Origin of the sequence: Draconibacterium orientale, from assembly GCF_900111425.1 — a bacterium.
Taxonomy (GTDB): domain Bacteria; phylum Bacteroidota; class Bacteroidia; order Bacteroidales; family Prolixibacteraceae; genus Draconibacterium; species Draconibacterium orientale.
This window is the reverse complement of the sequence record NZ_FOHT01000006.1, coordinates 1-21332: the sequence shown is the minus strand read 5'-3', so window position 1 is coordinate 21332 and position 21332 is coordinate 1. Positions and strand designations below refer to the sequence as shown.

General features: G+C 41.8%; 13 protein-coding genes. 8 read left to right on the top strand and 5 right to left on the bottom strand.

All coding sequences use genetic code 11. The features are described 5' to 3' along the window. Positions 1–223 precede the first annotated feature (223 nt). The gene (locus BMW53_RS05000) at positions 224–1639 is read right to left on the bottom strand and encodes a type III PLP-dependent enzyme domain-containing protein (RefSeq protein ID WP_038554829.1); all 1416 of its coding nucleotides are present in this window, start codon (positions 1637–1639) and stop codon (positions 224–226) included. A 450-nt stretch (positions 1640–2089) separates the two neighbouring features. Between BMW53_RS05000 and BMW53_RS04995 the strand changes: the two genes are divergently transcribed. From BMW53_RS04995 to BMW53_RS04970, 6 genes are all read left to right on the top strand, one after another. Beyond that, positions 2090–3283: a saccharopine dehydrogenase family protein gene (locus tag BMW53_RS04995; RefSeq protein ID WP_038554831.1), complete on the top strand. Its 1194-nt coding sequence runs from the start codon at positions 2090–2092 to the stop codon at positions 3281–3283. Positions 3284–3353: 70 nt separating this feature from the next. Beyond that, a complete protein-coding gene (gene nspC, locus BMW53_RS04990) occupies positions 3354–4490 on the top strand; it encodes a carboxynorspermidine decarboxylase (RefSeq protein ID WP_038554834.1) in 1137 nt (378 codons plus the stop codon). Between the two features lie 297 nt (positions 4491–4787). Beyond that, entirely contained in the window at positions 4788–6578 is a 1791-nt protein-coding gene (locus BMW53_RS04985; protein WP_038563580.1) for an alpha-L-fucosidase, read from the top strand. Positions 6579–7533: 955 nt separating this feature from the next. Continuing rightward, positions 7534–8355 carry a 3-deoxy-8-phosphooctulonate synthase gene (gene kdsA / locus BMW53_RS04980; RefSeq protein WP_038554837.1) on the top strand — a complete coding sequence of 274 codons (822 nt, stop codon included), beginning with the start codon at positions 7534–7536 and terminating at the stop codon, positions 8353–8355. After that, positions 8356–8829 (top strand): hypothetical protein, encoded by a 474-nt coding sequence (locus BMW53_RS04975; RefSeq protein ID WP_038554839.1) that lies wholly within the window; start codon positions 8356–8358, stop codon positions 8827–8829. A 4-nt stretch (positions 8830–8833) separates the two neighbouring features. Next, positions 8834–9244: a Dabb family protein gene (locus BMW53_RS04970; protein WP_038554842.1), complete on the top strand. Its 411-nt coding sequence runs from the start codon at positions 8834–8836 to the stop codon at positions 9242–9244. Between the two features lie 396 nt (positions 9245–9640). Here the strand turns inward: BMW53_RS04970 and BMW53_RS04965 are convergent, their stop codons facing one another. The 3 genes from BMW53_RS04965 to BMW53_RS04955 all read right to left on the bottom strand — a co-directional run bounded on the left by BMW53_RS04965 (position 9641) and on the right by BMW53_RS04955 (position 16090). Then, positions 9641–10873 carry a spore maturation protein gene (locus tag BMW53_RS04965; RefSeq protein WP_038554845.1) on the bottom strand — a complete coding sequence of 411 codons (1233 nt, stop codon included), beginning with the start codon at positions 10871–10873 and terminating at the stop codon, positions 9641–9643. Positions 10874–11031: 158 nt separating this feature from the next. Next, entirely contained in the window at positions 11032–12879 is a 1848-nt protein-coding gene (locus BMW53_RS04960) for a RagB/SusD family nutrient uptake outer membrane protein (RefSeq protein ID WP_038554848.1), read from the bottom strand. A 37-nt stretch (positions 12880–12916) separates the two neighbouring features. Beyond that, entirely contained in the window at positions 12917–16090 is a 3174-nt protein-coding gene (locus tag BMW53_RS04955) for a SusC/RagA family TonB-linked outer membrane protein (protein WP_038554851.1), read from the bottom strand. 496 nt (positions 16091–16586) lie between these two features. Between BMW53_RS04955 and BMW53_RS04950 the strand changes: the two genes are divergently transcribed. Then, positions 16587–17465: a hypothetical protein gene (locus tag BMW53_RS04950; RefSeq protein ID WP_038563583.1), complete on the top strand. Its 879-nt coding sequence runs from the start codon at positions 16587–16589 to the stop codon at positions 17463–17465. A 67-nt stretch (positions 17466–17532) separates the two neighbouring features. Continuing rightward, the gene (locus tag BMW53_RS04945; protein ID WP_038554854.1) at positions 17533–19764 is read left to right on the top strand and encodes a GH92 family glycosyl hydrolase; all 2232 of its coding nucleotides are present in this window, start codon (positions 17533–17535) and stop codon (positions 19762–19764) included. 110 nt (positions 19765–19874) lie between these two features. On the opposite strand, the gene BMW53_RS04940 is transcribed toward BMW53_RS04945, so the two are convergent. Then, positions 19875–21140 (bottom strand): DUF4861 domain-containing protein, encoded by a 1266-nt coding sequence (locus BMW53_RS04940; RefSeq protein WP_038554857.1) that lies wholly within the window; start codon positions 21138–21140, stop codon positions 19875–19877. Positions 21141–21332: the final 192 nt, after the last annotated feature.

The window sequence follows — 21332 nt, the reverse complement described above, 5'->3', positions numbered from 1 at the left end:
TAAAAAAGTTGAATGATTTTTCAAAGCCTTTATGCCACCGGAAGGGATTGATCAGAGATTGAAAAAGATTGATGGAGAATGGTCAAAGATTGATCTTTGAAATTAAATACCCATTCCTCCTGATCATGTAAAACTATTAATCAATCAGTAACTTCACCCGGGAAAAGACTTCTCTCTTTGCCCGAAATCACAAAAAATCAAAACTGAATACTGCGACTGAAAACTATTCCTCGTCTTTTGTATAACCCAGAATTTTAAACATTTCCTCTGCCGACTGCTCGTTTCTATACACATAATCGAAGAAATTTCCTTTCTCGTCGCGATCGATAATCACGTGTTTTGGTGCCGGAATCAAACAGTGCTTAATTCCACCATAACCACTAATGGCATCCTGGTAGGCACCGGTGTGGAAAAATCCAAGATAAAGCGGCTCTTTATCATCGTCGGAATAAGCAGGCAGCAAAACCTCCTGGTTAAAGTCTTCCGAGTTATAATAATCCGAATGGTCGCAACTGATACCTCCAATATTGGCACGTTTGTATTCGTTGTTCCATTTGTTAATCGGCAGCAAAATAAATTTTTCGAAAATCGACCACGAATCGGGGATGGTGTTCATTAAACTGTTGTTTATAATGTACCAGCTTTCGGTGTCGTTTTGCTGTTTTTGCTCGAGCACCTCGAAAATGATCGCACCGCTTTCGCCCACCGTATATTTTCCAAATTCGGTGTAAATATCCGGGTCAGGCAGGTTTTCAGCCGAGCAGGCTGTTTTTATGTTCGAAACAATTTCTTTTATCATGTACTCGTAATCGTACTCAAAACCCAGGTGGTTACGAATTGGAAAACCTCCACCAAGGTTAAACGAATCGAGTGTGTCGCATTGCTTTTTCAGCTCCACATAAAGTTTCATTGCTTTTTGAAACTCGCCCCAGAAATACAGACTGTCTTTAATTCCCGAATCAACAAAAAAGTGAAGCATCTTTAATTCGATGTTTTTCTTTCCTTTAATCTGATTCTGGAAAAACTCCGGGATATTGGTGTGCCTGATTCCCAAACGCGAGGTGTAATAGGCCGACTGCGATTCTTCGTTAATCGCCATACGAATACCCACTTTTACCTTTTCGCCATTGGCCAGTTTTTCAATCCGTTGCAGCTCGTTAATACTATCTAAAACAATAATATTATTCTTAAACCCAAGCCGTTGCAGCTCAATAATTTTCGACAGGTATTCCTGCGTTTTATAGCCGTTGTGAATAATCTTCCGATTCTTATCAATTTTCTTATCCTTAAACAGATGCAGAATCAGATCAATGTCGTACGACGACGAAGTTTCGAGGTTTACATTATGTTTTAACGCCTCGTTAACCACATGCGAAAAGTGGTTACACTTGGTACAATAACAATAATAATACTTGCCGTTATAATTGTTCTTTTTAATGGCCTTATTAAACAGGTTACGCGATTTTTTTATTTGTTCCCCAATTTTTGGCAGATATATAAACCGAAACGGGGTGCCATATTTTTTAATCAGATATTTTAAAGAGATTCCGTGAAAGGTTAATGAATCGCCTCTTAAATCAAAGCCTTCCTGCGGAAAGTAGTAGCTTTGCTCAATCAAATCAAAATAAGTATTCTTCATCTACGTAGCCATAAAAAATTATCAGTGTTTTTGCTCAAGTTTCAAACCGCAAATAAAATTAATTTTTTCCGATAATTCCTGTACTGAAAGTAAAAACGGAGCAAAAGCTTAATTTTTTTCCATTTCAGCAAAAAACTGCTCAAAATGCGGTCTTTATTTTCCTCTAATCACCCAAAGTTAATTAATAACCATTGTAGGGCAAAATCATCCTGCCAGAGAACTTCGTATATTCACAATGTAAGCTGCAATGTTCGCATTACATTCCGGATTTCCTGTTTCGCATTCGTTAAAAACGAATATTCTTTCAGATAAAAAATCTTTAATTTTGAAATTTTCACTCATCAAAAAAAATGCTTAATTTGTCTCTTAATTGAATACACTTCATACGAAATTACAATATTCGTGTGAATCTTTTCTATGTTATTGAATTTAAAATGATTAAACAAGAAAATGAGTAAAGTTTTAATAATTGGTGCAGGTGGTGTTGGTCGTGTGGTTGCCAGCAAGTGTGCAGATAATCCGGAAGTTTTTTCAGAAATTCTGTTAGCCAGTCGTACCGTTTCCAAGTGCGATGTAATTGCAAAAGAAGTTGGTAAAGGCCGAATTAAAACGGCTTCGTTGAATGCCGATAATGTTGCCGACACTGTTGCGCTGATCAAAGAATTTCAACCCGAGTTGGTTATTAATGTGGCACTTCCCTACCAGGATCTTCCGATTATGGATGCCTGCCTCGAAACCGGCGTAAACTATTTGGACACTGCCAATTACGAGCCAAAAGACGAAGCTAAATTCGAATACAGCTGGCAGTGGGCTTACCACGACCGGTTTAAAGAAAAAGGTATTATGGCGGTGCTGGGTTGCGGATTCGACCCCGGGGTAACCAGTATTTACACGGCGTACGCAGCCAAACATCATTTTGATGAAATGCACTACCTTGATATTGTAGATTGCAACGGCGGCGAGCACGGGAAAGCATTTGCCACCAATTTCAATCCGGAAATTAACATTCGTGAAATCACTCAAAACGGACGTTATTGGGAAAATGGCCAGTGGGTGGAAACCAAACCTTTTGAAATTAAACAGGCATTGAATTACCCAAATATCGGAGCCAGAGACTCATACGTTCTTTATCATGAAGAGCTGGAGTCGCTGACCAAAAACTTCCCCAGTTTAAAGCGGGCTCGTTTCTGGATGACTTTCGGCCAGGAATACCTGACTCACCTTCGTGTGATCCAGAACATTGGAATGAGCCGCATCGATCCGGTTAAATATAAAGGAATTGACATTATTCCATTGGAGTTCCTGAAAGAGGTGCTTCCAAACCCGGGAGACCTGGGCGACAACTACACTGGCGAAACATCAATCGGATGCCGCATAAAAGGTGTAAAAGACGGCGAAGAAAAAACCTACTACGTTTGGAACAACTGCAGCCACCAAAAAGCATTTGAAGAAACCGGAACACAAGGTGTTTCTTACACCACCGGCGTTCCTGCAATGCTGGGCGCCATGATGGTGCTTACCGGAAAATGGCAGGGCAAAGGCGTATTTAACGTTGAGGAATTCGATCCGGATCCGTTTATGGAAAAAATCGGCGAGCACGGTTTGCCGTGGAACGAAGAGATTAATGGCGATCTGGAAGTGTAACAAGCCAGGCGCAGAGGGCAAATAGCACAGTGCTTTTGCCCTCTGTTCTTTGCGCTAAGCCCTTTTCAAAATGAATTATAAAGAAATACCATCTCCGGCTTTTGTGCTCGATGAAAAACTGCTTCGTAAAAATCTGGAGCTAATCAACAACGTTCAGCAAGAAGCCGGCATTGAAATCATCCTGGCCTTTAAAGGATTTGCCATGTGGAGCGCCTTCCCCATTGTTCGCGAGTATTTAAAAGGCGCAACAGCCAGCTCTTTGTATGAGGCGCGTTTGTGTTTCGAGGAAATGAAAACCCGCGCACATTTGTATTCGCCGGTTTACCTCGATCATGAATTTGATGAACTGATGAGCTACAGCAGCCACATTGTTTTTAATTCGGTTAAACAGTTTGAAAAATATTCCCAACGCACGAAAACTGCCGGTCATAAAATTTCATGCGGAATACGGGTAAACCCTGAATATTCTGACGTGGGCACCGATCTTTACAATCCAAGTGCACCGGGCTCGCGTTTGGGCGTTGGCAGCGATGAAATGCCCGATGAATTGCCTGAAGGTATTGAAGGCATCCATTTTCATGTGTTATGCGAATCGGATTCATTCAGTCTGGAAAAAGTCCTCAAGATCCTCGAAAACAAATACAGTAAATACCTGCATCGGGCAAAATGGGTGAATATGGGCGGTGGCCACCTGATGACAAGGGAAGGCTATAACCATCAACACCTCATCAAACTACTAAAGGATTTCCGGAAAAAATACGACGTAAAAGTAATTTTGGAACCCGGCAGTGCCATTGCCTGGGAAACCGGCGTTTTGGTTTCAACTGTTCAGGATATTGTGGAGCACAAAGGCGTAAAAACAGCCATTTTGGATGTTTCGTTTACCGCCCACATGCCCGACACACTTGAAATGCCGTATCGCCCAAAAATTATTGGAGCACAAGATCCATCAGAAGAAAGCCGATACCTGTATCGTTTGGGAGGCGGTAGTTGTCTGGCCGGCGATTTTATGGAAGCCTACGATTTTGGACGTGAATTGCAAATTGGCGAACAAATCATTTTCCTCGATATGATCCACTACACCATGGTAAAAACCACCATGTTTAACGGTGTAAATCATCCGGCAATTGCCATCTGGACAAAAGATGAACAACTAAACATCGTCCGGAAATTCAGGTACGAAGATTTTAAAAACCGTTTGTCGTAAACGAACTTCTTTGGGTTAAAAATCCATTCGTTTAACAAGGAGAATAAAAACACAAAGTCGCGAAGCCACAGAGTTTTGTCTCATATTGAAACTCATCACACTTTGCGACTTTGTTTTCATCGATGTATTTTTTTTGATACATAATAAAACAACTTGCTACATTAAATAAACCAACGTATGAAACGAACATGAATTTTCTTCATTCTAAATTCAAAAACAAGAATGATTAAAATTTATGTGAGTTCCTGAATGTCTTCAAATTTTTTGAACATTCAGAAATCAAAAAATTTTAAACAGATGAAAAACCTGATTGTCTTTGCCTGCCTGCTTTGCAGTATAACTTCATTTGCCCAGAAAAATACCAACGAACGCGCCCAATGGTTCACCGATTCACGCTTCGGAATGTTTATTCACTGGGGCGTTTACAGCGCTGCCGAAGGCTACTGGAAAGGCGAAAAGCTGCGTCACGACAACGACTATGCTGAATGGATTTTATACCGAAACCGTATTGATCGCGACGAATATGTTACGCTGCTTGACCTTTTTCAGTGGGACGAGATTGATCCGGAAGAGTGGGTAATTCTGGCGAAAAAGTCAGGAATGAAATATATAACCATAACCGCCAAACACCATGATGGATTTGGTTTGTGGGACAGCAAAGTGAGTGATTACGATCTGGGCGATTATACCAACCCAAAACGCGATATTATTGCCGAAATGGCCGAGGCCTGTAAAAAACACGGCATCAAACTCTGCCTTTACTATTCGCACTGGGTGGATTGGGAACACCCGCTGGGCTGGGATCATAGCCGCGAAATTTACAAATTATCAGCCAGCGATTACGACCGCTACTGGCAGCAGAAAGTGATACCACAAATCACCGAACTGTTAACCAATTACGGAGAGATTTCGATGCTTTGGTTCGATATGTGGATTCATCACTCGGAAAGTATCGTTAGCAAAGAACAATTACTTCAGCTAAAATCACTGATACGCGACTTGCAGCCCAACTGCCTGGTAAATTCGCGTTTGGGCTTGTCGATTGACGAAGACCCCGACATTGATTACAAAACATTGGGCGACAACCAGCTTGGCGACAAAAAAGAAGATTTCCCATGGCAATCGCCGGCAACGGTTGCTCATTCGTGGGGCTTTCATTCGTCCGATTCGCAATGGAAATCAACAACAACTTTATTGAAATCCTTAATCGGAAACGTTAGTCTGAACGGTAATTTTATGCTGAACATCGGGCCGCGTGCCAATGGTGATGTTCCTTATGAAATTTCGCAGCGCATGCTTGAAATGGGCAAATGGCTACAGGTGAATGGAGAATCGATTTATGGCGCAGAGGCTTTCGACCTGAACAAAGACCTGCACGACTGGGGAAAAATTACCTGCAAGCAAGACGAAAGCAGCTTTAAATTGTTCCTGCATATTTATAACTGGCCACTGAACAAACAGCTGAATCTTACAGGAATTTCAGCTACTCCCCAAAAAGTATACCTGTTGGCGGATAAGCAAAAATCACCTCTCTCGTTTTCGCACTCCGGCGCATTTACTGAAGTTGCTTTACCTGCTGACCAACCCGATCCGTATGTTTCAGTAGTTATTGTGGAATACCCATCGAAACCGGAGATTACAGATGGGCTTGTAGCCAAAACAAGCGATGATGGCTATTCGCTGCTTCCCGGAAATCAAAATCCACAGCCTCAACCAATTAAAATAACACCGCCGGCAAAATACGGAACGATTCCGGCTTTTGTAGCTGCAGATGGCGTTACCGATTTTAGCTGGAAAATATACGTTGACCAACCGGGCACAAAAAGAGTGGATGTGTCGTATAGTTTTCAGGGCAACAGAAACAACAGCCAGATTGTTTTAAAAGCTTCCGGGCAATCCTTGTATCATTCGGTGCACCCCACCGGACAAACCGTTGGCGAACCTAACCAGGACTGGCATATCGATAATTTTGAATCGAACGAAATAGGTACAATCGATTTTCCCCAACCCGGTTTTTACACCATTGAGCTCAGCATTCAGCCAACTGAGGCAGACCCGATCAAGTTTCAGTGGTTGTGGATTAACTAAACCACTTTGCACTGGTTTAAGATTGAATGAAATTCAAAGAAGAATAATTGACAAAGCAGACATGAGTATTGAGTATTGAGTAATGAGTAGAGAGAAAAAGCAAAATCAGTCTCAATACTCAAATCTACTTCCTTTTATAATGGGAATTTATAGAAACTAAAGTAGCTGCAATAAAATTGCAGAGCCTGCCCCGAAACTATTTCGGGGGTTTTAACCATTAACTAGAAAACAAAACCGATTCGCGCATAAAAGACTAAACGACCTTATTAACAATTGTTAATAACTGCGGTTAATTCACGGTGGATATAAACGACTGAAAACCACTTGCATTTTTCATTTTTCGCTGTATATTTGATCTATCAGGTGAGCGATAAAAGGCTGCTTGAAAATTGTGGAAACGGGAAAAGTTTCTTAGTCGGAACCGGAACCATTTCATCCCACCTCTCGGGGCGGCACAATGAAAAAGCTGAAGTTTGAACGCGATATTCTGGAGTATCAAAGTTCAGGCAATCATCTGAAAGAAGTTCCAGAAGTTCTTTCAAGATTGGGTCATCAGGCAGGAAGTAAAAAGATCAAGGTCTTAACTGCGAAACTGCACAACGAAAACGAGGCAACTCAAACCCGTTGATTGGAAAGGAAACATCCTTAGGGAGAAACCGAATACACTGAAAGACACTTCGTTCAGGAAGGTAAGCGCGATTACCGAAAGAACAACCGGAAGGCTGAGCCGTAGAAAGCAAAGCCGGAACGTTAAGGCAAAAGCCGATTCGAAAGAAAAAGCCAACGCCGGTCGCAATAACCGTAACCTGGCACCAATAGTAACTTCGGTTACTTGAGAGTGAATGGGAGCTATTTGTAACAAAATAGTTCCCATTTGTGTTTTATAGCAATGGGATAAACCGATCACATTGAAACACATGAAATTCTTATTACTTTTAGCGCAAAAAGTAATACCATGATTCCACAACTAGATAAACTTAAAAATACCGATAGCGGAAACTTCTTCTTAATGGCCGGCCCATGTGCCATTGAAGGCGAAAAAATGGCGATGGAAATTGCCGAAAAAGTAGTTGCCATAACCGAGAAATTAAAGATCCCATACATTTTTAAAGGTTCGTACCGAAAAGCCAACCGTTCGCGTCTGGATTCGTTTGCAGGAATTGGCGACGAAAAAGCGCTGAAGATTCTGCAGAAAGTACGCGAAACTTTCAACATTCCGGTGGTTACCGATATCCACACGGCCGATGAAGCCGCAATGGCTGCCCAGTATGTTGATGTGCTGCAGATACCGGCATTTTTGTGCCGCCAAACCGATATTTTGGTGGCTGCAGCACAAACCGGCAAGTTGGTAAATATTAAAAAGGGACAGTTTCTTTCGGCAGATGCCATGCAGTTTGCGGTGAACAAAGTGCGCGAAAGTGGCAACAACAATATCGCGCTAACCGAACGCGGAACAACATTTGGCTACCAGGATTTGGTGGTGGATTACCGTGGTATTCCTGTTATGAAAGCAATGAATGTACCGGTTGTTCTCGACATTACCCACTCGCTGCAACAACCCAACCAGGCCAGCGGAGTAACCGGTGGAAAACCCGAATTGATTGAAACTGTTGCCCGTGCCGGAATTGCCGTTGGTGCCGATGGAATTTTTATTGAAACACACCCAAACCCTGCCGAAGCAAAATCGGACGGTGCAAATATGTTGCGACTCGATTTGCTCGAAACCTTGCTAACCAAACTGGTTTTACTCAAACAAACCGTTAATCAACTGGGATAAATGGCATTTGAAACAATTGCAAAGGAATTGAACGAGCTGGTAACAAGCTGGGCAAATAAGCTGGAAAGTTTGCCTCCGGAAACCATTGCCAACCAAAGAAACAGCCAGGATCGTTCGATCCGGCAAATTGTTGGCCACATGGTTGATTCGGCCTCGAATAATACCCACCGCGTTGTTCATCTGCAGTACCGCGAATCGCCGGTTGAATTTCCGAATTATGCCACCTATGGCAACAACGACAATTGGATAGCCATTCAGAATTACCAGGAAGAAGACTGGAAATTGCTGGTAAATTATTGGAAATTTGCCCATCTGCATTTTAGTCACGTTATCCGAAATGTAAATGCGGAGAAACTCGATCAGCAGTGGAGCGCAGATACCAACCAGTTTGTTTCGTTAAAAGATATGGTTGAGGATTTCCCACGCCATTTTAAACTGCACATCAACGAAATTGAAGAACTATTAAACCAATAATAAGATGCAAAAAAGACGATCGTTTTTAAAGAAAGCCATTGCGGGAGTTACTTTATCGGCCCTGCTTCCTTTTACAAAAAGCGCCACTGCCGGCGAGGTAAAACTTAAAGATGCACTGGTACACCATGTGTTTTTCTGGTTAAAAGAACCGGCAAACGAAGCACACAAAAAACAACTGGTTGAGGCTTTGAACAAACTCACCAAAGTAAAAACCATAAAACTTAGCCACATTGGTTTTCCGGCATCAACTGAAGACCGCGATGTTGTTGACCATTCGTATTCGGTGTCGTATATGGCCCTATTCGATAGCCAGGCCGACCAGGATTCGTACCAGGTTGATCCAATTCATCTGAAGTTTGTGGAGGAAAACCAGCACCTTTGGAATAAGGTTGTGGTTTACGATTCGATCGATTAGTGATAACATCCGAAAATACCTAACCCCCAATAACGGAAAGCTTGCTGTAAGCTACAAAGTAAGTTTCCCGGAATGCGGAAAGTCTGTATGAAGATCAAAACAAGCTTTCCACGCCTACGGAAAGTCAGCCAGAAATTCATTTTACAGTTTCCGCAAGTGCGGATAGCTAGCCTAAAAGTTATTTCCGGATTTCCCGGCGTGCGGAAAGCCTGTCAAAAGTTTGAAACAAGGTTTCCGCAAGTGCGGATCTTCTCCCGCCATAAAGAAATTGCTTATCGGGATTACCCGAAATCCCAAACGAGCCTGAAAACCACTCGTCGGATCTTCCCAAGATCCTGAAATAAAATGAAAACAAGCTTTCGGAAACTTCCGACGCGATTAAAAAAACCTAAACTACTAATAGAAGAAGAGATACGCCAATAAAATGGATGCGACAATTCCAACAAAATCGGCTATTAAACCACACACCACGGCATAACGGGTGTTCTTAATCCCAACGGCTCCAAAATATACGGCTAAAATATAGAATGTTGTATCAGTTGCTCCCTGCACCGTACTGGCCACGCGGCCAACAAACGAGTCGGCACCATAATTTGTCATGGCATCCACCATCATTCCGCGGGCACCACTTCCACTCAACGGCTTCATCAAAGCAGTTGGTAAAGCCGGTGTAAAATCGGCATTTACTCCCATTTGTTCAAATGCCCAGGTTACACCGGCAACCAGCCAATCCATAGCACCCGATGCACGAAATACACCAATGGCAACCAAAATAGCAACCAGGTACGGAATAATCTTCACAGCGGTTTTAAAGCCGTCTTTTGCCCCTTCAATAAAAGCCTCGTAAACATTCACCTTACGAAACAATGCCATAAGAATAAAGGCCACAATTACTGTAAACAGGATAAAATTACTGGCCACATTCGACACCTGAGTAATGGCATCTTTATCGAGCGTTGAGAAATACCAGATAACACCAACGATAATGGCCGTTAATCCGCCCAGGTAGGCTAAAATGGTTTTATCAAGCAGGTTTATTTTCTGGTAAATAGCTACAGAAATTAGTCCGGCAATGGTAGAAAAGTAGGTAGCCAGCAAAATCGGGATAAAAATATCGGAAGGATTTACGGCGCCCAGTTGAGCACGATAAACCATAATGCTTATGGGCAGCAGGGTAAGCCCTGAGGTATTCAGCACCAGGAACATAATTTGTGCGTTCGATGCTGTTTTTTTATTGGGATTGGTTGCCTGCATTTCTTTCATGGCCTGCAATCCCATTGGCGTTGCAGCATTATCGAGGTTTAGCATGTTGGCAGCAATATTCATTAAAATAGAACCGTGCGCCGGATGCTCCTTTCCCAACTCGGGAAACAGTTTATTAAAAAACGGGCCAATCACTTTCGAAAACACATGAACGATTCCGCCTTTCTCCCCTATTTTCATAATCCCCATCCACAAAGTAAGCACACCGGTTAACCCCAACGATATTTCGAAACCTGTTTTAGCCATATCGAAAGTGGCCTGCACCATGTCGGTAAAAACCTGTGTATCGCCCAAAAATACGAGCTTTACCAGGGCAATCAGAAAAGCGATTATAAAAAAGAAAATAAAAAGGTAATTCAGTGCCATTCTGCCAATTGAATTTTGATTTTGAATAAAGAATTTCCGCTAAAAATTGTGCTTCATAAGTTTGGCATCTAAAGATAGATGAAGTTTTCATTTCTACAAACATAAAAAAAGAGGGACTTTAAAAGTCCCTCTTTAATTTCAAACCAAATCTCCATTTATTATTTGTATTCCGGACGTTGTTCCAGAACACCAACTTGTTGATCTAACTGAGCCTGTGGAATAGGCATATATTTGTCGGCTTCAGAAAATGTATACCCCACCATACTCGCTTCTGATGTACGTATTCTCTCATCAGCACGAGCGAATCCATTTAGCACTTCTGCCATGCTTTTTCCACCAATCTGGTTAGGAAGATTGTCCCAGCGACGAAGGTCGAAGAAACGGAAACCTTCGGTAGCCAACTCTAAACGTTGCTCCCACTGAACAGCTTCCATCGCTTCATTTGCATCAGCAAACGAAGTGTACAAACCAATCTGGTAATTGGCTGCTGGTTTAGTCCAGTCAACATCTCCTCCAGTTTTATAATCAGCATCAGTTGTATTGAAGCCCCATGGATATACGCCATCAGAACCACCAGGTAACTTATTAATTAAAACCTTACCCATAACCTGCTCGCTATCCATTGCACGCTGACGAATCATATTTACATAAGTACGCGCTTCATCGATATCACCAGATGCTGCTGCACATTCCGCTTTCCAAAGTATAACATGAGTATAACGTAAATAACGATAGTTATTGGCATTAATACCGGTTTGCCATCCTGTAGTAGTCGATAAGCTGAAACGCTCCGATTTTTTAAAGAATGGTTTAGCAACAGGCAAATATGGTCCACCATCAGCCTGATACCTGATCCAGTTATTTCCCCTGTTAATACCCCAGTCTTTGTAAGGAATACCGCGACGGCTAATGGTATGGTCAACGCGTGGGTCTAGTGCATGATCAGTAGGATTAAATTCAGCTTCTGATGCAATACCCTGGTCATTAGCCAAGTCGGTATCATTAAATGTATCGAACATTGGTAAACCGTTCTCATCAACTTTATAGGCATTGAACAGGTTTTGCGATGGTTGGTGGAAGCCACAGCACATACCAATGTCACCACCGTGAGGCCAGTTCAAACCAATACCCATCTCTGCATTCAGCGATTCGTTAATATCGTTTACGTTTGCCTGAATTTCAAAGATTGATTCTTCGTTATTGTTGGTTGCAATATTAAAGTTATCCATAAAATCTGCAGCCAATGTAAACTCACCGCTCGCAATAATTTCGTCAAGCAGTGGTTCTGCATCAGAGTATCTCAAATCCTGTAGATAAGCTCTTGCTGCCAGCGCTTTAGCTGCCCACTTGGTAGCACGGCCAACCTGAGACTGTGATGCAGGAAGATTGGAACCGGCAAAAGTTAAATCCGCGATAATAAAGTCAAGAACAGCACCCTCGGCATTAACATTGGTAACCTGAGTAGGATCTTCAACGTTTTCATCTAAAATTGGCAAGTAATCACCAAATACCAAACGGGCTTCAAAATAGAATAAGGCACGCAGAAAACGGGTTTCTGCCCGGTATGCATTAGCGTCGTCGGAAGTAATACCACCTTCTGATTCAACCAAATCGATAATTCTTAAAGTTTTGTTAGCACGGTCTACGCCCATACCCAAAGCCCATTGCCATTTGTCGGCAGGGTAATTGTTGGTAGATTGTACCACCCAGTGCTCGATATCATTTGCCGGCGACTGGTCGGTAAGTTCTGATCCTTTATACGCATCGTCAGATGCTATTGAACCATAAGTCCAGTTTTGAATAGAAGCTCCCCACGAGATTTCCCATAAAGAACTACCTCCTACCATTGCATAGGTACCAATCATCAGTGCTTCAATACCATCAGCACTGTAGAGCTGATTTTCTGATAATGAGCCCGGAGGTTCCTTGGTCAGGAATTCTTCAGAACATGAATATGACATGGTTAGTAAGAACACTACAACCATTAATATTGATAGTTTTTTCATAATACTTATCTGTTTTATATTCAAATTAAATTAACTGTTATAAACCGAGTTGAACACCGAACATAACCTGACGTGGTGTAGGCCATGCTCCCATATCCATCCCCATATAAGTACCAGAAGCATTTACTTCAGGATCCAGACCACTGTAACCGGTTAACGTAAATACGTTAGAAACCTGTCCGTAAAGTCTTAAGCTTTTAATACCTGCTCTGTCAAGCAACGATTTTGGAACAGTATAACCCAGGCGTAAGTTTTTCAGTCGCAAGTACGATGCATCTTCGATAAATGCAGTCGATGGCTCCTGAGAGATATCGCTAAGGTCGAGCATTGGCAATTCAGCTTTTGAGTTATCATCCAGGTAAGGACTTCCCCATGAATTGTACAATGCATCTTTACTTAATCCACCTGTAAACTGACCATAGTCAATCCAGCGAGTTACGTAATTAACCATATCGTTTCCAATGCTACCATAGAAGAACATGGTTAAATCGAAGTTTTTATAACCAAGATTGATATTCATACCACCTGTTAAATCAGGATGCGGACTTCCGATAAATGTTCTGTCGGCAGCAGTGATTGTTCCATCACCATTCACATCTCTGTATTTGAAGTGCCCCGGTTGATTGTATTCAGTATCGCTATAAGGTGCATGAGCATCAGCTTCTGCCTGAGTTTGAAAGATACCATCAACAATATAACCATAGAATTCAGGGAAAGCAGTACCAGCCGCAAAACGGGTATATACTTTCTGACGTTCTGTTGCTGCATCTACGTAACGGTCAGGATCTCCTGAAAGTTTCAGTATCTCGTTTTTGTAGTGCGACAGGTTCATACTGATATTGTAGGTAAGATCTCCACCCACTGCAGTATTATTATACGATACTTCAAAGTCGATACCTTTGTTTTCCATTTCACCAACGTTAACATAAGGAGCTGTTGCAATACCCATTACCTGAGGTATAGGCTCGCGGAACAACATATCTTCAGTATTACGTTTCCATAAATCGATAGCAACTGCCAGATGGTTATCCAACATATTTGCGTCAATACCTATGTTTAATGTTTTAGTAGTTTCCCAGGTAACATCCTCACTACCTAATGCATCAGGCTTAAATCCGGAAACAGCACCGGTATTTGATCCGTCGATAGCATACGATGAACGATAAGCATCAGTTGCATAAGTGGAGTACGAGTTGTAGTTACCAATGCGGTCGTTACCCGACATACCCCATCCTAAACGTAGTTTTAACATATCTAACCAGCTACGAGATCCTTGCATGAAGCTTTCTTCTGAAATTGCCCACGCAGCAGATGCGGCAGGGAACACAGCATATTTGTTTTCATCACTGAATCGAGAAGAACCATCGCGACGTACTGTTCCTTCCAGGTAATATTTACCCATGTAGTTGTAGTTTGCACGACCAAAAACAGAGAACAATGACCATTCTGAAGCATTACCGCTGTTTTCTTTGTTACTTTCACCTGAATCTAACTGCATATAGTTAGGATCTTCAGAGAAATAAACACGACGACTGGCATTCAACGACTGATAAGTATTTTCAACAGCCTCGGTACCCACCAATACATTCAATCTATGAACGTCGTTGAAAGTTTTGTTGTAGTTCAATGTATTCGACCAGTTCCACTGCAAACTGTAGTTTGAGTCAGCATTTACACCGTTAACGGTATTGGGCTCTGAACGTTCGTAAGTTGGAAGGACATAACCTTTGTAGTTCCACTGCCCCCAGTTAGCACCAAATAATGTTTTAGCTGTCAGACCTTCGGCCAAAGTAAGCTCAGCATATGCATTACCTAAGATACGCATATATTTACCGTTGTTATTGCGTGCATCCCAAAGGATTTGTACAGGGTTGGAAGCATTACCCATACCATTGGCTTTACTACCTGCAAACTCTTTACCGCTGATGTCATAAACAGGAATAATTGGTTGCGAACGGTAGGCAAACGAAACTGCAGTTCCTTCACCGTTGTCACCAAATTCACCATTTTCGTCGATGTAAACAACTTGTAACGATTCGCCCACTTTTAGCCAATTGTTAAACTTGGCATCCGAGTTCATACGCATGGTATAGCGCTTAAATTCGGTCCATTTCAAAATACCTTCCTCATCCAGGTAATTGGCCGAAAACGCGTAGGTAGAGTTTTTACCACCACCACTTACCGAAAGGTCATACTCTTGAATGATACCGGTTTGGTAAATTTCGTCGTACCAGTCTGTTCCTTCTTTATTTGCCTTAAATATTACACCATTCGGATAACTGTAGGTTGATTCATCAACTTGGCCAGACATACCGGCAGCAGGCAAAATATAATCAGGAATAACCGGAGAAGAACCTGAACCATACTGAGGATGATTAGGAGCAACTCCCTGGTTAGCATATTGCAACCAAACTGCATCGGCATACTCTTTCGTATTCAACAAATCGTATTGATTTGTTGCTTTGGTAACACCTGTACGTACCGAGAATTTAACACTTGGCTGCTGGTTTGCACGTCCGCGTTTGGTAGTAATAATTACAACACCGTTTGCACCACGTGTACCGTAAATAGCTGCCGAAGAAGCATCTTTCAATACTGAAATACTTTCAATATCGCCTGGAGGAATGTTGTTACCCGGTCCTGCAGGTACACCGTCGATGATGTACAACGGATTCGGGTCGTTAATCGTTCCAACTCCGCGGATACGGATTGTTGCGTCAGCACCCGGACGGTTTGCAGTGGTTACAGTAACCCCGGCCACCTGTCCTTGCAAACGGTTGGCAACACTGGTTTCTGATGTAGCCTCCAGTTTCTCAGCCGAAACAGAAGAAACAGCACCTGTTAATTCTTCTTTCATTTGAGTACCGTAACCCACAACAACTACCTCGTCAACACCGATCACGTCGGCTTTCATCACTACGTTAATTGTTGATTGACCAGCAATCTCAATTTCCTGCGTTAACATACCGATGTAAGAGAAAGCTAATTTCTCTGCACCTTCAGGTAACGTTAAGGTGTAATTACCATCAATGTCGGTAATTGTTCCCTGAGTGGTTCCCTGAACCACAATCGACACACCAGGTATTCCCGTGCCATCTTCACCGGTAACAGTACCGGTAACAGCTGTTTGCGCATAAGAACCTAGAGAAAATGCCATGAATACAGACATCATAAGCAAGGTTAAAAAACCTCTTAAAGGATTTTTTTCCATAGATTTTAAGTTTTGGTATTAATAAATAGAAATTTGAATAAAAAATTATTCTGAATTGAATTGTAGTGAACCTACAATTCTACATAAGGATCAGTGTGGTTTATCCATAAGTTTAATTAATTAGTTAGTTAGTAAAATAGCCTCTTCGTTAGTTTTAGTTCTGCACCAAAAATACAGGTTAATTATTTTTTTTTCGATTGCTAAAATATGTTTTTCATTTCAACATTGAACATGTATGACATGTGTTAAATAACATACTATTGTCAATTGAACAATAACACCGGCTGTTCAGGAAACTGTTAGTTTAGTAGAAATTAATCACATACATTATTATATGTATTACTAAACCTTAAAAATCAGGTTTAATTACTACTTAAAATTAGATATTCATGCAAAAAAAAAAGATAATTGCTATGAACAATTTTTATGCTAACAGGTCTATTTTAGATTGCAAAAACCAGATTTAATACCAATATAAATGAATAAATTTAAACCTATGAAAAAAACATTTTATTGGCTTCTTGCAATTGTAATCACGATTGTGGCAGTTATCTACCAACGAAAAACCGGCCCTACCTACGATAAAAAATTATCGGTAAACGTTAATGATACCCGTTACGAGGTAAAATTGGTTCGTAGTATTGAAATAGGCAGTAACACCGAAGTAAAGCTGGCCATTGATGATAAAACTATCGCAGCCCGTTTATTTTACAAACAGTTCATGTCTGATGATCCGTACCAATCGGTTGACTTTGAGTACAAAGAAAAACCGGTTGATTCGTATCTGATGAATAAAGTGTTTAAAATAACCGAAGACAAAGGGTGGTTTGCTCCGGTACCCGAACAACCTGCTGCCGGGAAAATTCAGTACTATTTTGAAGTTACCGACTCAAAAGGAACCAAAATGTATATGAATAAAACGCCGGTTGTAATACGTTTTAAAGGAGCCGTTCCGTCAGTGGTTTTAGCGCCGCATATCTTTTTTATGTTCTTTGCCATGTTATTGGGTAACCTGGCCGGAATTATGGCCATTTTCAAACATCAACGGTATAAATTTTACACCACCATTACACTTATTACCTTACTTATTGGTGGTATGATTCTGGGGCCAATTGTTCAGTTGTATGCTTTTGGCGAAGCCTGGGCCGGTGTTCCCTTTGCGTGGGACTTAACCGATAATAAAACACTAGTGGCCTTTATTTTCTGGATACTGGCAGTTGCGATGAACCGAAAAAAAGAACGTCCTGTGTTCACCATTGTGGCATCAATAGTTATGTTGATTATTTATTCTATTCCGCACAGTATGTATGGCTCGCAACTTGATCCGGAAACCGGCGAGATCATTCAGGGATGGATTCAACTGTTAATCATTTAAAGCAAAAATTATTATCCGTTTTTCCCGAAAATTTTAAATTTGGCATTCCTAACAAAATCAAACTAATATGAAGAACTGGTATCTGCTTGTACTTGTACTCCTGTTTTCCTGCACCAACAACACGGAAAAAAATTACCTCAGTTATGTCGATCCGCTTATTGGAACGGGGCCGGCATCAACAATAGCTGCGAAAGAGCATCCCGGCGACCATGTAAGTAACGGACAAACGATTCCGGCTGTTACAGCTCCCTTTGGGATGACACAATGGACACCGCAAATTTACGATAACGAGCAAAAATGTATCGCTCCTTTTTATACCGGCCAAACCATGATTCAAGGCTTTAGGGCAAGCCACTGGCTTAGCGGTTCGTGTACCCAGGATTATGGTTCTTTTACCATCTTCCCCACGGTGTTAGGTAGCAGCTTTAGTTTTCAACCGGTGCAGCGCCAAACCTTGTGTTTAATGAAAACCGAAGATCTGTCGCCGGCTTACGCTTCCTTTTTGTTTCCGGCAAAAAACATATTGTCGGAAATTACCGGCACCAAACGATGTGGCTTTTTTCGTTTCTCGTGGCTGGAAGAGAAAAATCCAACCATTATGTTCGACATTAACAGCGACGAAGGCAAAGGATATATAAAAATCGATTTGGAGAAACAGGAAGTATATGGTTATAATCCGGCCTACCGCATATACAGCGGGCAGGATGAACCTGCTGGGATTTCAGGTTATTTTGTGGCTAAATTCGATCAGGAGATTGTGAAGTATGGCACCTGGGGCAATTTTGAATACGAACACGGGAGTGCTGAACGCAAGGATCAGCAAAAAATTGGCGCCTATGTAACATTTAACCTTGAAGGAAATACACCGGTAAAACTAAAAGTGGGCACCTCGTTTACCAGTATTGAAAATGCGCGCAAAAACCTGGAAACCGAAATTGCCGACTGGAATTTTGACGCCACCAAACAAAAACTGGAGAACACCTGGAATGATTATCTCGGTCGCATTGATGTTGAATCGGAAGACCAGGAGGAGCTTACCAAATTTTACACCGCTATATACCACTCACTGTTTCACCCGCGTTTAATGAGCGATGTAAATGGCGACTACCCGGTTTTTTCAAAACAATACGAGACCAGCAACAACAGCGATTTTGACTATTATGGCGATTTCTCGAACTGGGATATTTTTAGGGCACAAATGCCGCTGTTGAGCCTTATTGCCCCAAAAGAATATAACGATATGGTAAAATCGCTTGTGGCAAAAGCCGAAGACGGTGACTGGCTGCCCATTTTCCCGCTATGGAACAATTACACCTCGGCAATGATTGGCGACCACAGCACTGCCATTCTTTGCGATGCCGCCATGAAAGGTTTTGATTTTGATTTGGAGAAAGCCTACCAGTTTATGCGAAAAAATGCCTACGAAACACCTGAGGAAGAAGATTATAAAGACGGGAAAGGCCGCCGTGCACTAACTTCCTATATACAATTTGGATATGTTCCGCTTGACGATGTTGTAGCCGATGCTTTTCACTCCAACGAGCAGGTTTCGCGCACCCTGGAATACGCCTACAACGATTGGTGCGTTGCACAACTGGCTCAGAAACTGGGCAAAACCGACGATTATAATGACCTGCTTACCCGCTCGTACAACTATTCAAACGTTTTTGATGAAAGCCAGGGCTGGGTGAACGGTAAATATGCCGATGGCCGGTTTTATGAAGACTTCAATGCTAACACTGAGCAATTTTTTATAACCGAAGGTACGCCCAAACACTACACCTGGTTTGTTCCGCACGATGTTGAAGGACTGATTGGGTTGATAGGCGAAGAAGATGCTTTTAGTGAAAAACTGAATCAATTAATTGACGATAAACGTTACTGGCATGGTAACGAGCCAAGCCATCATATTCCCTTCCTGTTTAATTATACCAATGAGTGGGACCAAACACAAAAAACAGTAAAATACATTCTTCGTACCGAATACGGTTTAGGCCGCGGCGGACTTTCAGGAAACGACGATGCCGGGCAACTTTCGGCATGGTATGTTTTTGGTGCAATGGGTTTTTACCCGATGTGCCCGGGAAGCAACGAATATCAACTCTCATCGCCAATATTCAAAAAGGTAACACTCAAGCTGGATAAAAACTATTACCCGGGAGGCAAGTTTGTATTAAACGCTGAAGAAGCAAGGTCTTCAACCATTTTCTCATCCGTTAAATTAAACGGCAAAGAAAGTGCAACGTACATCAATCACGAAGATCTGCAAAAAGGGGGAAGTTTGAAGTTTTTAAAGTAAAATTATTCTGTAAGAATCAGATTGTCATTTCGACGAAGAATGAGGAGAAATCTCTCCCATTAGAACAGATTTCTCAGTCGTTCCTCCTTCGAAATGACAAATAATCGCCACTACAGTTTTTGTATTGGTGATGATAGTTTTTCAGCTTCTTCGGCAATGTATTCCCGGAATCCCTTTTCCGTTTTCCATTGCTCTTTATCCAGTCCCCAAACCGAAAAGAAATAATGCTTTGCTGGTTGGGCATTTTTACATTGCTGACCAATGTAATACGTCTCTGAAATGATGTTGCTAAAACCTTTCTCCGGCACTGTTTTAAACCCTTTTTCGAACCAGTTAACATCGCTGGTTCGTCCGATTTTACCGGTTTCGTTTTTCGGTACAATTACTGCCATTCCCAATTCATCGTTGTTTAGCGACTGTACATCGTGTGTGCCGATACAGGAAAAATCAGCTGCCTCAAAGCGGAACGGCTCCTTTTTAAGTTGAGAGGTAACAATACCTGTTACAATCTGATCGTTTTCAGCACATCCGTAAACCGTTACATCCGACTCGAACCAGTATTTACCGGGGTAAATGGTAATGCGTTCCACGGCTTCCAGTTCTTCGCCATCAACATCCCAACCCGAATATTTCAGGTCGAAAACCGACCGAATGGGGCCTTCAACAATTTTTTGGTATTCATACACATCGGTCGATCCCAACCGAATCAGCGAATCATTTCTCATTAACGCAATTCCACCCGATCCCAGCGAACTGCCACAATGCAAAACGTCCATTCCCCAATCGTTCAGAACATGATAATCAGGAATGGCAGGTGTGTGAACATCGTCGGCCACCATTACCGGTTTCCGTTTGCCAAACAAATCTTTTACATTCCGGCAATCGAAATAAACCCGAAAAGCAATCTTGTCATTTTCCCATGTAACGCCTTCGCCCTGGGCAATAATTTTAAAAGGTTCGCTTACCGGCACAGCTTTGTAGTTGTCCACCTCCTTGTACGTTCCGTCTTCCTGATGAATTCCCAGGCGCAGATTCGTACGTTTTTCAACTTTTGGATAATCCGATTCAGCAAGCAGTTCGATTGTTGCCTCAATGGTTTCGCTGGCTTTTATATCTACCAACAGAACTACTTCATCCCAGTTTCCATCACCATCCAAGTCGTCAACCTGGCTGGGAATTGTTTTTTCGCCGTTTTTAAAAACCGGAAGTTTGCCTTCTTGCAAAGCTATTTTTGCGGCAATTTCTTTGCGTGAAAGTACGATCACTTCATCAGTTCGTTCTTCCGCCAAAGGATTTTTTAGCGTAATTACAGGTTGCTGCGTACACGAGGCAAACAGCATCAGAAATAAAACACCAAATGGAAAACTATTCTTCATGTTAGGTTTAGATTTACTGATTAAAAAAGTTATTAGTGTCCGGTAAAAGTTTAAGATTGCTTCGCTACGCTGCCAATGACAGAATTAATTTACATTCTGACAATTTACTACTTCCATGTTTAGTTCTTTTGCCAATTTGTTTACTGTTCTCATTTTATTTATCATTATTTGTTCTTCATATAGTTGTACTCC

What these genes read in the sequence shown, in the direction of transcription:
- BMW53_RS05000 (WP_038554829.1), bottom strand. Translation starts at nt 1,639, where the DNA reads ATGAAGAATACTTATTTTGATTTGATTGAGCAAAGCTACTACTTTCCG.
- BMW53_RS04995 (WP_038554831.1), top strand. Translation starts at nt 2,090, where the DNA reads ATGAGTAAAGTTTTAATAATTGGTGCAGGTGGTGTTGGTCGTGTGGTT.
- nspC (WP_038554834.1), top strand. Translation starts at nt 3,354, where the DNA reads ATGAATTATAAAGAAATACCATCTCCGGCTTTTGTGCTCGATGAAAAA.
- BMW53_RS04985 (WP_038563580.1), top strand. Translation starts at nt 4,788, where the DNA reads ATGAAAAACCTGATTGTCTTTGCCTGCCTGCTTTGCAGTATAACTTCA.
- kdsA (WP_038554837.1), top strand. Translation starts at nt 7,534, where the DNA reads ATGATTCCACAACTAGATAAACTTAAAAATACCGATAGCGGAAACTTC.
- BMW53_RS04975 (WP_038554839.1), top strand. Translation starts at nt 8,356, where the DNA reads ATGGCATTTGAAACAATTGCAAAGGAATTGAACGAGCTGGTAACAAGC.
- BMW53_RS04970 (WP_038554842.1), top strand. Translation starts at nt 8,834, where the DNA reads ATGCAAAAAAGACGATCGTTTTTAAAGAAAGCCATTGCGGGAGTTACT.
- BMW53_RS04965 (WP_038554845.1), bottom strand. Translation starts at nt 10,873, where the DNA reads ATGGCACTGAATTACCTTTTTATTTTCTTTTTTATAATCGCTTTTCTG.
- BMW53_RS04960 (WP_038554848.1), bottom strand. Translation starts at nt 12,879, where the DNA reads ATGAAAAAACTATCAATATTAATGGTTGTAGTGTTCTTACTAACCATG.
- BMW53_RS04955 (WP_038554851.1), bottom strand. Translation starts at nt 16,090, where the DNA reads ATGGAAAAAAATCCTTTAAGAGGTTTTTTAACCTTGCTTATGATGTCT.
- BMW53_RS04950 (WP_038563583.1), top strand. Translation starts at nt 16,587, where the DNA reads ATGAAAAAAACATTTTATTGGCTTCTTGCAATTGTAATCACGATTGTG.
- BMW53_RS04945 (WP_038554854.1), top strand. Translation starts at nt 17,533, where the DNA reads ATGAAGAACTGGTATCTGCTTGTACTTGTACTCCTGTTTTCCTGCACC.
- BMW53_RS04940 (WP_038554857.1), bottom strand. Translation starts at nt 21,140, where the DNA reads ATGAAGAATAGTTTTCCATTTGGTGTTTTATTTCTGATGCTGTTTGCC.